The organism is Corynebacterium striatum, from assembly GCF_016728105.1.
GTDB classification, from domain to species: domain Bacteria; phylum Actinomycetota; class Actinomycetes; order Mycobacteriales; family Mycobacteriaceae; genus Corynebacterium; species Corynebacterium striatum.
The window spans coordinates 2,501,431-2,514,824 of the sequence record NZ_CP068158.1 but is presented as its reverse complement, the minus strand read 5'-3'; the positions used below and the strand labels follow the sequence as shown (position 1 = coordinate 2,514,824).

The 13,394-nt window shown below is 60.1% G+C and carries 12 protein-coding genes; 2 read left to right on the top strand and 10 right to left on the bottom strand.

Translation table 11 applies throughout. From position 1 onward, the window contains the following. Positions 1-163 precede the first annotated feature (163 nt). Together I6I72_RS11725 and I6I72_RS11720 are read left to right on the top strand one after the other, a co-directional pair. Entirely contained in the window at positions 164-820 is a 657-nt protein-coding gene (locus I6I72_RS11725; RefSeq protein WP_046645229.1) for a GntR family transcriptional regulator, read from the top strand. A 101-nt stretch (positions 821-921) separates the two neighbouring features. Further along, a complete protein-coding gene (locus I6I72_RS11720) occupies positions 922-2,106 on the top strand; it encodes an MFS transporter (RefSeq protein WP_049063121.1) in 1,185 nt (394 codons plus the stop codon). A gap of 78 nt (positions 2,107-2,184) precedes the next feature. Here I6I72_RS11720 and ileS read toward each other — a convergent pair whose 3' ends face one another. From ileS to murC, 10 genes are all read right to left on the bottom strand, one after another. Continuing rightward, complete coding sequence (gene ileS, locus I6I72_RS11715; RefSeq protein WP_201806927.1) at positions 2,185-5,361, bottom strand: isoleucine--tRNA ligase; 3,177 nt, start codon at positions 5,359-5,361, stop codon at positions 2,185-2,187. Between the two features lie 290 nt (positions 5,362-5,651). After that, on the bottom strand, positions 5,652-5,849 hold the full coding sequence (locus I6I72_RS11710; RefSeq protein ID WP_070509008.1) for a zinc-binding dehydrogenase: 198 nt from the start codon (positions 5,847-5,849) through the stop codon (positions 5,652-5,654). Between the two features lie 70 nt (positions 5,850-5,919). Further along, a complete protein-coding gene (locus tag I6I72_RS11705; protein WP_049145590.1) occupies positions 5,920-7,068 on the bottom strand; it encodes a DivIVA domain-containing protein in 1,149 nt (382 codons plus the stop codon). 223 nt (positions 7,069-7,291) lie between these two features. Next, on the bottom strand, positions 7,292-7,582 hold the full coding sequence (locus tag I6I72_RS11700) for a YggT family protein (protein WP_005528727.1): 291 nt from the start codon (positions 7,580-7,582) through the stop codon (positions 7,292-7,294). A gap of 134 nt (positions 7,583-7,716) precedes the next feature. Further along, positions 7,717-8,154, bottom strand: coding sequence for a cell division protein SepF (locus I6I72_RS11695; protein ID WP_070509010.1), 438 nt, complete (start codon positions 8,152-8,154; stop codon positions 7,717-7,719). A 106-nt stretch (positions 8,155-8,260) separates the two neighbouring features. Beyond that, entirely contained in the window at positions 8,261-8,956 is a 696-nt protein-coding gene (locus I6I72_RS11690; protein ID WP_005528722.1) for a YggS family pyridoxal phosphate-dependent enzyme, read from the bottom strand. Then, the gene (gene pgeF / locus I6I72_RS11685) at positions 8,957-9,685 is read right to left on the bottom strand and encodes a peptidoglycan editing factor PgeF (RefSeq protein ID WP_070509012.1); all 729 of its coding nucleotides are present in this window, start codon (positions 9,683-9,685) and stop codon (positions 8,957-8,959) included. It lies immediately after the preceding gene. A 31-nt stretch (positions 9,686-9,716) separates the two neighbouring features. Beyond that, entirely contained in the window at positions 9,717-11,033 is a 1,317-nt protein-coding gene (ftsZ, locus tag I6I72_RS11680) for a cell division protein FtsZ (protein WP_070509014.1), read from the bottom strand. 249 nt (positions 11,034-11,282) lie between these two features. After that, entirely contained in the window at positions 11,283-11,933 is a 651-nt protein-coding gene (locus I6I72_RS11675) for a cell division protein FtsQ/DivIB (RefSeq protein ID WP_070509016.1), read from the bottom strand. Then, a complete protein-coding gene (gene murC / locus I6I72_RS11670) occupies positions 11,926-13,380 on the bottom strand; it encodes a UDP-N-acetylmuramate--L-alanine ligase (protein WP_005528714.1) in 1,455 nt (484 codons plus the stop codon). Before murC ends, I6I72_RS11675 begins: the two co-directional genes overlap by 8 nt. Between the last annotated feature and the right edge of the window lie 14 nt (positions 13,381-13,394).

The following is a 13,394-nucleotide window of genomic DNA, read 5'->3' as shown; positions in this document are numbered from 1 at the left end:
CCTAATCTTAGGACCTTCGCAATGCCACGGCACCACCAGGAGCGAGGAGGCGTTCTTTCACAAGCAGTCATTCCATACCGGGAGTCGTGTGGGTCTCACTTGAGGTTTTGGCGATCGATATCTCACGAATTTAGCTATTTTCTAGACAGCAAGGCGCTCTTGTATGCAAGATGAATGCATGCAGAATGTAAGCACGCCAGCCGCGGAGCGCGCCTATGAATACGTCAAGCGCGCCATCATTGACGGCGACATTGATGATTCAGAAATGCTCTCCGAGGCAGCCATCGCCGCCGAACTGGGCATGAGCCGTACCCCCATGCGTGAGGCATTTCTTCGCCTCGAGGTAGAAGGATTCCTCAAGCTCTACCCCAAGCGCGGCGCCCTGGTGGTGCCGATTAGCCCGCGCGAGATTCGCGAGGTCTACGAGGCACGCATGCTTGTCGACGAGCACTCTGCCCGCCACATCTGCGGCCTCGACGACACCGAGCGAACTGTGATTGCGGACTGCTTGGACGCCACCATCGAGGAACAGTCCGCGGCTCTCGACGCCGAGGACCTGCGCACCTACACCCGCCTCGACGCACGTTTCCACCAAACCATCATGGACAACGGTGGAAATAGCCTGCTGGCTAGCCTTGGCCACTCCCTGCGCGAGCGTCAACAGCGTTTCACTGCGACCGCCATCGGGCGCAATGTGGAGCGTGCCCGCGCGTTCGTCGCGCAGCATCGCCTGCTTGCCGACGCCCTCCGTGCCGGCGACATCGACACGTATCTCACCGAACTCGACGACCATCTGACAACTTCAAGGAAACAACTGTGACAGTTTTTGCACACTCCACCCCGCAAGTCGAGGCGCCCGCTCATAAGGAAATATCTCAGCCCCTTGTGAACAAGCATTCCTGGTTTCCCGTGGCCGGGACGATGGTGGCTGTGGCCTGGGGCGGCAACGAGTTCACGCCGCTGCTGGTGATGTACCGCGAGACGTCGAACTTCTCGCAGGTCACCGTCAACGGTCTACTTGCCGCATACGTGCTGGGAATCATCCCAGCGCTGCTCGTGGGCGGCCCGCTGTCTGACCTCATCGGACGCAAACCCACCCTTTTGCCGGCCGCTCCCCTGTCTTTGATGGGGTCTTTCTTGCTTTCCATCGCGCCGCATGAGCCGCTCATCATCGCTTTGGGTCGCGTGCTCTGCGGCATGGCGCTGGGCTTGGTCATGGCGGTAGGTTCCACTTGGGTGACAGAGCTGGTATCCCGCGCGGGTGGCGATCCTGCTGCCGGTGCGCGCAAGGCGTCGCTGTGCTTGACTGCTGGCTTCCTGGTGGGTGCGGGCATTGCCTCGGTACTGGCGCAGTGGGGCCCGTGGCCGACGCACCTGGCCTACGTCCTGCATATCCTGATTACTCTCGTGACCGCGGTTTGGCTCAGCCATACGCCGGAGACCCGCCAGCCGCACCACGGGACCGTCAAGACCACCATCCTTGACCTCACCGTCCGCGAGATGCTGGAGATGCTCCACATCCCGACGGCCGCGCACAAGCGCTTCCTGCGCGTCGTGGTCCCGGTGGCACCGTGGGTCTTTGGCTGCGCGGGTGCTGCTTATGCGTTGCTTCCGCAGCTGCTTGCAAAGTCCGCGGGCCAGACTCCCATTGCTTTCTCAGGTCTCATGACGGTTATCACCCTGGGCTGCGGCGTGGGCGTGCAGATGCTCGGCCGCCTTATCGACACGCACAAGTCGGCGCGCGCTTCTGCAATTGCGATGGCTGTTATTACGGTCGGCGCTTTCCTCGCGGCGATTGCGGCGCACACGCTCTCGCTTCCGCTAGGCATTGCCGCTGCGGCAACGATGGGCGCGGGCTACGGCCTGGCTTTGGTGGCTGGCCTTTCGGAGGTCCAGCGCATCGCCGGCGAGCGCGAGCTTGCGGGCCTGACTGCGGTGTACTACTCGATTTCCTATACCGGCTTCTTTATCCCCATGGCGTTTAGCGCGCTTGCACCTTACGTGGCCTTTAGCAATTTGTTCATCATCGGCAGCTGCCTTGCGCTCGTCTGCCTCGTAAACGTCATCTTTGCCTGGCGCTCGCACCTGCCAGGCACTAGACGATAGCTGCATTTGCCCTCGGCAAGCAGAAAAATGCCCGGAAGGAAGTCTTCCTTTCCGGGCACTTTCTAAACGTTAACGTTTCTAAGCATTAACGCGTTTTACGGTTGCGGTAGCGCCCTTGACCACCTGGTGGCCCTCGAGAGGCTCGGTGACCACGGTGAATTCGGTTGCCAGGACCTCAGCCGCGATGTGGTCTGCGTGGCGGTTAGCCCACTCTTCCTTGTCAGCTGGAACTGACAAGACCACCGAAATGCGGTCATAGACCTCGAAGTCCTCGGCCTTACGGGCATCCTGGAGACCGCGGATGACGTCGGCGGCCCAGCCTTCTGCCTCGAGCTCCTCGGTGACCTCGGTGTCCAAGACAACCAGGCCGTCGACGCCGTCGATACGCGCCGTCGATGCCGGGTTCGCCGCCTGCAGACGCTCGGTGTACTCATCAGCGCCCAGAACGATATCGCCGTCAACAACAACCTCGTCGCCGCGGCGCTCGTAGTTGCCCGCCTTCAGGTTCTTGATGGCGCGCTGGACGTCCTTGCCCAAGCGCGGGCCAGCGACCTTAGCGTTGCAGACAACCTCGAAGGTGCCCACGAAATCGACATCATCAGTGAGAACAACATCCTTCACATTGACCTCATCGCGGATGATGTCCGCAAAGTCAGCGAGCTGCGCGGAATCAGCCATGGCCACGGTCAGCTTCGGCAGCGGGAGGCGGTTGCGCAGCTTGTTGGACTTGCGCACAGACGACGCCGCCGAAGCCACAGCGCGCGTGGCATCCATCGATGCCACGAGGCTCGGGTCTGCCGGGTAGTCCTCTGCCTTCGGGTAGGAAGCCAGGTGCACAGAGCGCTCCCCGGTCAGGCCGCGGTAGATGACCTCAGCCACGTGCGGCAGCAGCGGAGCCACCACGCGGGTGACGGTCTCCAGCACGGTGTACAGCGTGTTGAAGGCCTCCTCGTGCTGCTCCTCGCCCGCCCAAAAACGGTCGCGGGAACGGCGCACGTACCAGTTGGTGAGCACGTCCGCGAAGTGACGCACCTCCTCGGTGGCCGCAGCGATGTCGGTGTTCGCGAGGGCGTCGTTCGTGCGCTCCACGAGGTCGTGAGTCTTGGCCAAGATGTAACGGTCAAGCACGTTCTTCGAGGAGACGTCGAAGCGGGCCTCGCGGCTCGCGTAGAGCTGCAGGAAGGTGTACGCGTTCCAGATGGGCAGGATAGCCTGGCGCACGCCCTCGCGGATACCCTGCTCGGTGACGATGAGGTTGCCACCACGCAGGATCGGGCTGGACATCAGGAACCAACGCATAGCGTCAGAACCATCGCGGTCGAAGACCTCGTTGACGTTCGGGTAGTTGCCCTTGGACTTCGACATCTTCAGGCCATCGTTGCCCAGCACGATGCCGTGCGCCACGACCTTCTTGTAGGCCGGACGGTCAAACAGCGCGGTAGACAGAACGTGCATGACGTAGAACCAACCGCGAGTCTGGCCGGAGTACTCCACGATGAAGTCGGACGGCGAGTGAGTCTCGAACCATTCCTTGTTCTCAAACGGGTAGTGCTTCTGTGCAAACGGCATGGAACCGGACTCGAACCAGCAGTCCAGAACGTCAGGAACGCGAACCATCATCGACTTGCCAGTTGGATCGTCCGGGTTCGGGCGAGTCAGCTCATCGATGTACGGACGGTGCAGCGACGTCGGGCGCACGCCGAAGTCAGCCTCGAGCTCGTCGAGCGAGCCGTAGACGTCCACGCGCGGGTACTCCGGGTTATCCGAAACCCACGCCGGGATCGGCGCGCCCCAGTAACGGGTGCGGGAGATGTTCCAGTCGCGCGCGCCCTCGAGCCACTTCCCGAACTGGCCGTCGCGGATGTGCTCTGGCAGCCACTCGATCTCGTTGTGGTTGAGCTCGACCATGCGGTCGCGGAACTCGGTGACCTTCACAAACCATGCCGGCAGTGCCTTGTAGATAAGCGGCTCACCAGAGCGCCAGGAGTGCGGGTAGGAGTGCTCGATGGTCACGTGGCGTACCACGCGGCCCGCAGCCTTCAGGTCCTTGATGATGTCCTTGTTCGCATCAAAGACAAGCTGGCCCTCATAAGGCGGGACCTGAGAGGTGAACTCGCCGTCCTCATCAACCGGGATGACCAGCTCAATGCCGTACTTCTGGCAGGTGTTCATATCGTCTTCACCAAACGCCGGAGCCTGGTGGACAACACCAGTACCGTCTTCCGTTGTAACGTAATCCGCCAGGATTACCTGGAAAGCACTCTCCAGGTCTGGGAAGAAGTCAAAAACTGGCTGGTAGGTAAAGCCCTCCAGGTCCTTACCAAGGAAGCTCTTCAGGACTTCCACCTCGCCGAGTTCCTTAGCCAATGTGCCGGTCAGCGCCTCAGCCATGACGAAGGTCTTGCCCTCAAAATCGCCGTCGGTGGCCTTGAACAGCACGTAGTTGACCTCTGGGTGGACGGCCAGCGCCGAGTTGGATGGCAGGGTCCAAGGAGTCGTGGTCCAAGCGAGGAAGGCGGCATCGCCAAGCTCAGCGTTTTCGGACAAGGTCTTTTCGGCCGCGGAGCCAGGCTTCGCGCCGGTGACCGGGAAGGTAACGGTCAGGGTCGGGTCCTGCCGCATCTTGTAGGAGTCATCCAGGCGCGTCTCCTGGTTGGACAGCGAGGTGTGCTCGGCCCAGGAGTAAGGCAGGACGCGGAAGCCCTGGTAGATAAGCCCCTTGTCATAGAGCTCCTTGAATGCCCACATGACCGATTCCATGTAGCCGATGTCCAAGGTCTTGTAGCCGTTTTCAAAGTCCACCCAGCGCGCTTGGCGGTTGACGTAGTCTTCCCACTCGCCGGCGTACTGCATGACGGATTTCTCGCAGTATTCGTTGAACTTCTCGAGGCCCATCTCCTCGATCTGGCCCTTGTCTGTGATGCCGAGCTGCTTTTCAGCCTCCAGCTCTGCAGGTAGGCCGTGCGTGTCCCAGCCGAAGACGCGCGGGACGTAATTGCCAGCCATGGTGCGGTAACGCGGAACGATGTCCTTGACGTAGCCCGTCAACAGGTGGCCGTAGTGCGGCAAACCATTAGCAAAGGGAGGACCGTCGTAGAAGATGTACTCAGGGCAATCCTTGGTCTGGTCCAAGCTGGCCTGGAAAGTTCCGTCTTCCTTCCAGAATTTCTGGACGACTTCTTCCATGTCTGGGAAACGGCTCGAGCCGCCGGTCATATCAACCTTGGGGTAAACGCCGCCAACGTTTTCGCTCATTAATCTTCCTTCACTCGTGGGCTGGTGCAGGGACGCGCCTTGCGGCTCGCGGTACCACCCTGCTTGGCGCCTGACGACGCCCACTTCGTTTCAGTGAAGGAGATTTCGGTCCCACCCGCTCGGTTCTACTGGCACTTTGTGCGTTCTTGGCACTTTGTGCGTTCTTCCGAGATGCTCCCCGGTGATTGCCGGCTCAGTGCATACGTCTTCGAAGTATACCCATGCCGTCAAATTTTCACAGGCTGCGGCTCCCCCATAGGGGCAAACGGCAAGATTCGCTGGCAGGCCAGTTAGGCAGGGTACTCCCCTGCCGCCTCGTCCTGCGCAAGATCCGGTTTGCGCTTCCGGAAGCCGTCGATGATGAAGAGCACCATCCCAAGCCCCGCGGCAACGAAGAGCAGATACAAAGACCAATCGGCAGAAGTTAGTACGAAGTTCACCAGCGCCAAGAACGCTACGAATGCCAAAACGAGTGCTGCAACAAGCATGTTTTACCTCCAAAAAAGGCGCCCTCCCAATGCCATGGAAGGACGCCTTAAAGCCTAAGCCGTTAAAAGCTTACTTGCCAGCTTCACCGTTCGGTGCAGCGGTGCCGCGGGTCTCAAGCTCCTCCAGCTGGGACTCCAGCAGGGTCTTGAGGCGGGTGCGGTACTCGCGCTCGAAGGTACGCAGCTCGGCGATACGAGCCTCGAGGGCCGTCTGCTGCTGCTTGACGGTGTTCATAACCTCGGTGTGCTTCTTCTCAGCGTCAGCCTGCAGGGCTGCAGCCTTCTCCTCAGCCTGGCGGATCTGAGCCTCAGCGCGGGAGTTAGCCTCGGACTCAGTCTGCTTTGCCTTAGCCTCAGCGTCAGAAACCAGCTTCTTGGAGCGGGTGTCTGCGTCGAGCAGCTGAGCGTCAAACTTCTTCTGGGCGTCGGCCAGCTGTGCCCTGGAGCGGGAGTCGGCGTCGTTAAGCTGCTTCTCGGCCGCGGTGCGCGCCTCGGACAGCATGGACTCGGACTCTGCCTTTGCCTCGGAGGTGAGGCGGTCTGCCATCTCCTGAGCCAGACCCAAGACGCGAGCAGCCTGCATGTGGGTATCCGGGGTAGCCAGACCATCCGCAGCCGTGGTGGCGGCAGCGCCCGCACCAGCACCCGCAATGCCGGAAACGGCAGCGGTCTTGGCGGATCCAGCGTTCTTCCGGAGGTCCTCGTTCTCCTTCTTGGAAGCCTCGAGATCCTTCTTAGCCTGGGTTGCTTCTGCACGAGCTGCCTCGAGTTCACGCTGAGCCTTCGCAGCATCCTCACGAGCAGCCTTGAGTTCTGCATCGTTGTTAGAACCAGTTGGCGCCTTGGACGCCTCAGCCTGAGCGGCCTTTGCCTGCTCCTGAGCGCGCTTAGCCTCTTCCTTGGCCTTTGCGACCTCATTCTTGGAGTCCACAAGCTTGGTCTCGTACTCTGCGCGGAGCTTGGACTCAATCTCCTTGCGGAGGGTGGCCTCGTCGGCACCCTTGTTAGCGGAAGCTGCGGCTACGCCTGTAGTAGCGCCGCCCTTGGTTTGCAGCTCTTCAACCTGAGCCTGCAGGTCATCGTTTTCATCCTGCAGCTGGGCAAGGGTGTCTTCTACGAGGTCGAGGAACTGGTCGACTTCATCCTCGTTGTAGCCACGCTTGCCAATTGGCGGCTTGCTGAAAGCGACGTTGTGTACATCAGCTGGTGACAGTGGCATTGACTTCTCTTCCCCTTCAAGTCGGTGCAACCCCGGAGCCTCCGAGGTCTTGGGAGATGCAAACACATCTAAAGGCTAACCAAAAGTTGCGCCACTAGATACGTCTACAAAGAACATGTGCGTTTAATAATACGGAATATCAGTATTGATTGTATCCAAACGCTCACATTAGCTAACGAATCGCCGAGTCTCAACGTTAACAGGAGGTTTCAATACACCCGCCTTATAGGAAAATGCTCGAGACCACCATCATCAAGACGGACAAAAGCAAGAACAAAACGATGATTGAAACATCGAGCGCAACCCCACCCATTCGCAACGGTGGGATAAGACGGCGAAGCGCCCTAACTGGTGGGTCGGTGACCATAAACAGCGGCTCAGCTAGCACCATAAACCAGCGAGGCGGGTTAAATTGGCGCGAGAAGGACTGGATCATCTCAATGATGATTCGGGCAATCAGAATCCACGAATAGATTCGCAGGATGAGGATCAGGATTATTCCAATAGTGCTCACTCGGACGAGCCTATCTGAACTACCCCCACTGATGCGGCATCCACACAATTAATTTCGCTAAAGGCGAACGCCGCCCCGCTCCCCACCAACACTTGGGGAACCGGGACGGCGCTTCGCATCTTTGACGCTGAAACTTAGCGCAGGTGTGCAGCACGCTCCAGCTCGAGAGTGGAGATGTCTGCACCCTTAGGAACAATGGCAAACACACGACGGTCGGTGTCCATACCCTTGGTCAGGTTGAGCATGCGACCTTCAAGGCCGAAGCACAGGCCAGCAGCGAAGTCGATGAAACGCTTCGCGGAAGCCTTGTCAGCATCAGTCAGTTCGAAGACAACCGCATCGCCATCACGGAACGGCGCGCCAACCTTGGCTGCATCGTCGAAGGAAACGAGGGAAAGCGCCACGATGGTCGGGACAAATTCCTCTTCCAGAGCCGGCTCAAAGGAGCGCGGTGCATAAGCGGCGGAGCCGTTGGACTCGTAGCTGCGCTCGTCGGCGTAGTAAGCGTCGTCGGCTTCGATGTCCATCGGGCCCAACCCGAAGAACTCTTTCGTCCTATCAATCAAAGACATATCTAGTCTCCCTCTGACCTAATCTGTTTTGCCCTTAACTTGGTACGAATGTTGCTAATGTGAAAGCAGTGAATTGTACCTGTGAAATGCGCGTTTGCGTTGCCACCTAACCTACTGGCCGGGGTCCCATGATGCCGGTTCCGACACGCACGATATCTGTTCCCGCAGCGATCGCCTCACCCAAATCCGCGCTCATTCCTGCCGACATTTTCAGCGGGCGCCCGAGGAGCCGGGCGACGTCGTCAGTCAACGTCCGCACGCGCCCGAAGACCTCAGCAGCATCGGAGTCCAGCGGCGGAACCACCATAAAGCCCTGCAGTTCAAGGTTTACCAATTCCTCCACGAGCTCGACGAGACTCGGAACATCCGGCAGAGCCACTCCCCCGCGGGCGGTATCGCCATCGGCGGAAACCTGAATAAAAACCGGCAGCGCGTCGTCACGATCTCCGGATTCTTGTGCATTGGCAACGCCGCGATCGAGCGCCGTCGCGAGCTTCGCAGAGTCCAAAGAATGCACGCTGTGCGCCCAACGCGCCACGTGATTAGCCTTCTTGGTCTGAATCTGCCCAATCATGTGAAAGCGCACCGCCGGCAACTCCGCGGCTTTAGCGCGCGCTTCCTGCTCGCGGTTTTCCGCCACGTCGGTGACCCCAAGCTCGGCGAGAAGCGCGACGTCGCCCGCCGGGTGGAACTTGGTCACCGGCAACAGCTGCGGCACCTCTCGCCCGGCCGCGCGAGCGAAGTCCTCAATCTGGGCGCGAGTGCGCTCGAGCCCTGCTTGCAGTTCTTCCTTGCGGTTCATTTATACCTCCAACCAGATAACGCCTGCTTGGCGCCCAGTGGTGCCTTCGCGGCGGTAGGAAAAGAAATCAGTGTCTTCGATGGTGCAGCGCGGATCCGACTCGATGTTGATAATCCCCATCCCCATCAGCTGCCGGATGAGCCCTTTACGTACGTCCACACCCCAGGTACCCGTTTTTGTGCGGGTTTTGGCCCCGGGCAGATGCTTTTCGACGTCGTCCGCCATCGCCTCCGGTACCTCATAGTTCAGGCCCGAGGCGGCCGGCCCCATCAGGACCTGGATAGTCGAAGGAGTGGCGCCAAGTTCCAGCATGGCTTCGACCGTGTTGCGGATGATTCCGTTACGAGCCCCGAGGCGACCTGCATGGGCGGCGGCGACGACGCCGGCGGAGACGTCGGAAAGCAGCACCGGCGTGCAGTCCGCGACGAGCACACCGAGCCCGAGGCGTTTTTCCGTGGTGATGATGGCGTCGGTGGCCTCGACCGGCGTGCCGGCGTTGCCACGGTCCACGCGCGTGACGGTGTTGGTGTGGAGCTGTTCCATCCACACAATGTCGTCGAGCCCCAGCACGCGCTGCAGGCGGGCTCGGTTACTGACGACGTCCGCCGGGTCATCGCCGACGTGATCGCCCAGGTTAAATGACTCGTATGGGGACGACGAAACCCCGCCCGCACGGCTTGTAAAAACCATGCGCACGGGGCGTTGTGGTGCTTCCTCGTTTACTGGCATGCACTCCAGATTAGCGCAGTACCTTCAGCGTTTAGCGCATGAAGGACGGCACGTCGAGATCGTCGTCACCGTCATCCTGGCGACGGTCGTCGCGGCGCTCAGCCGGACGCGACAGGCGGTAGTCGTCGCGGCGCTCCTCGCGAGAAAAACGCTCAGAGGTGGTAAACAAACCACCGTTGGAGGAATGACGCGGCCGGTAGGTCTCTGCCGGTTGTTCCTCGAAACGAGGACGCTCTTCTTGACGCGGCTCTTCGTAGCGCGGCTCTTCGTAGCGCTGTTCCTCGTAGCGCTGCTGCGGTGCAGGCTGCTGGACTGGGGCAGCCTCTTCGCGGTTGTCGAAGAGGGAGCCCGGACGCTGTTGTTGTTGCTGCTGCTGAGGCGCAACGTTAGTTGTCATGTTTGCCTGCGCATCGAAGCCAGTGGCGATGATGGTGACGCGGACTTCGTCGCCCAGGTTGTCGTCGATGATGGTACCGAAGATGATGTTGGCATCCTCGTCAGCGCGCTCCTCCACCATGGAAGCAGCGGCGTTGACCTCGTGCAGGCCAAGGTCGGAGCCACCAGCGATGGAGAGCAGGACACCCTTGGCGCCTTCCATCGTGGACTCGAGCAGCGGCGAGTTGATGGCCTGTTCAGCAGCGTTGAGCGCGCGGTTATCGCCCCGTGCGGAGCCGATGCCCATGAGTGCGGAGCCGGCATCAGCCATGACGGAGCGGACGTCAGCAAAGTCGACGTTGATCATGCCCGGGATGGTGATGAGGTTGGTAATACCCTGCACACCGTTGTGGAGGACTTCATCGGCAGCACGGAATGCCTCGACGATGGAGAGCTCTTCGCCACCGAGCTGCATGAGGCGATCATTCGGAATGACGATGAGAGTGTCGCAGACCTCGCGCAGCTCCTCGATACCGGACATAGCCTGACGAGTACGGCGAGCGCCCTCGAACTTGAATGGACGGGTCACAACGCCGACGGTCAGCGCGCCCATCTTCTTGGCGATGGAAGCAACGACCGGGGCGGCGCCGGTACCGGTGCCGCCGCCCTCGCCTGCGGTCACGAAGACCATGTCGGAGCCTTCCAGGGCATCCTCAATCTCGGTCTTATGGTCTTCTGCAGAGGTCTTGCCGACCTCTGGGTTAGCACCCGCGCCCAAACCGCGAGTGGCCTCGCGTCCGATGTCGAGCTTGGTGTCGGCATCAGAGAAGATCAGTGCCTGCGAGTCCGTGTTGATTGCGACGAACTGAACGCCCTTCAGCCCTTCTTCAATCATGCGGTTAACGGCGTTGACACCGCCGCCGCCGACACCGACGACCTTGATGTCCGCGAGGTTATTGCTAGTAGAGATCATGTGAGGGGCTCTCACCTTTCACTGTTGGTGCGTAAACGAGGATTTGTGCGCCCAGCATTTGTTGCGAGCGGTTAGTTCCATCTTTAACGACGCGCTTGTAATTTTCGCGTTCATTTTGCCGCGTGTCGGTACCCTCAAGTAGTGGTTTAGGGTTGCTGACATGCAGGTTTTCAGATCACAAAAGCCCCACGCACCCCACCCGTTGACACTATTTGGGGCTGCGCAGGGCTTAAGTTTTGAACGCTAATTTTATTTACTTGTGACCAATTCCGGGTTAGAAATATTCCAGTTTTGGCCTTCCATCTTTAGAACGGTTTCAAACGCCAAGGCTTTGTTCGCATTATCCTCCGAGGCGCCCCAGAAAACGGTCCGCTCATCCTGGAGGTGGAAAGTCATCGAGTACGCGTTCTTCACCTCCAGCGACTTGACCTGCGCACGCAGGTTCTGTGGCAGCGCAGCAAGCACATCAACGGCATCGCGCAAATCCTGCGAACCCGGCTCCGCGCTGCCGGTAATTTCCACTGCGCCCTCCGGCGGGGTGTCCGTGGTGAACTCCTTACCCTCGGCGTCGATAAGCAAATTGCCCTCGCGGAAAGCCACCGCCTCATGTTCGATGACCTCGATATCGAGGGTCGATGGGAAGGCACGCGATACCGTCGCAGACTTTACCCACGGCAGGTGTGCCACTCCCGACGCCGCCGCACGAGCATCAACGCGAACCAGATTCTCCCCCACCGCTACCCCGCTGGACTCTTCCACCTGTGCAGCATCCACGTGGGAATTGCCTTGGATCTCAAAGGAGGAAACCTTAAACACTGGAAAAAGCCACACGGCAGCAGCCGCCAAGACCAGCACGGCAAGAATTCCGGCGACTATTGCGGTAATTGATTTCTTAGACATTCAGCGCCTTTAGCTCGTCCAAGATTTCTGCGGCAAGCATCGTCACTGAACCGGCGCCGATGGTGAGCACGACGTCGCCAGGCTGCACCAGCGAGACAACGTCCTGCGCCGCCTCAGAGAAGTTCGGTTCGAAGATCACCTTCATGTCTTCCGGCATCTTGTCAGTGATGATGCGAGAGGTAATCCCCTCCACCGGCTGCTCGCGGGCGCCGTAGATGTCGAGGACCACGGCGGCGTCGGCAAGCGCCAGCGCCTGCGCGAACTCCTTATCGAACTCCATCGTGCGCGAGTACAGGTGCGGCTGGAAGCAAGCGATAACGCGGGCCCCCTTGCCCTCAGCCTCGACCTTCTGACGCGCTGCCGTGAGCACAGCAGTGACCTCGGTGGGATGATGCGCATAATCGTCGAAGACGCGCACTTGAGACTCGGTGCCTCGGAACTCAAAACGGCGGCGCACGCCGGTAAAGTCCGTCAGGCCCTCAGCCAGCTCGGAGAGCTCGCCGCCCGCAAGCCCGCCGGAGACAAGCGCGGCCAGGGAATTGAGTACCATGTGATGGCCCGGAATCTGCAGCTCGTAGGACAGCTCTTGGGACTGTGCACCCGGCAGTGCCACGCGCACGCGGACCTGCATTCCGATGACGGAAACCTTCTCCTCCAGAACCTCAGCCGCCAGCGGGATGGACGGGTACTTCTCCCCCGCTTCCGCGCTGCCATAACCTAGGACCTGAATGCCGCGCTCGAGCGCGCGCAGGCCAGTCTGGGCAGCGTGATCATCTTCCAGGCACACAACGAGGTACCCGCTTTCTTCGATGCGATCAGCAAAATCATCGAAGACCTTGTAATAAGCCTCGGCGTTGTGGAAGAAATCTAGGTGGTCAGGCTCGACGTTGGTGATTACTGCGACGGTTGGGCTGTAACGCAGCAAGGAGGCATCGGACTCATCGGCTTCGGCCACGAATGCCGCGCCGGTTCCCGCATGGGCGTTGGTGCCTGCACGGTTGAGCTGGCCGCCGATAGCGAAGGAAGGATCCAATCCGGCCTGCTGCATCGCGGTCACGGTCATGGACGTGGTGGAGGTTTTTCCGTGGGTGCCCGCCAACAGAATCTGCTGGTGCCCCTCCATGAGCTCCGCCAGAAGGTCAGAGCGGCGGATGACCGGGATACCGGCCGCGCGAGCACCTGCAAGTTCTGGATTGTCCTGTGGAATAGCGGCGAAGGAAGTCACCACAACAGTAGGCTTGTCACCTGCCAACTCAAGGTTTTCAGCTGCGTGGCCGATAGCGATCTTCACGCCCATCGTGCGCAGTACTTCCACTGGAGTGGAGGCCTTCACATCAGAGCCAGTCACGACGCCCCCGCGGTTAGCCAAGATGCGGGCCAAACCGGACATGCCGGAGCCACCAATACCCACCATGTGGACGCGGGAAAGATCGTAGGAGTTTGTCATTTACTTTTCCTTCA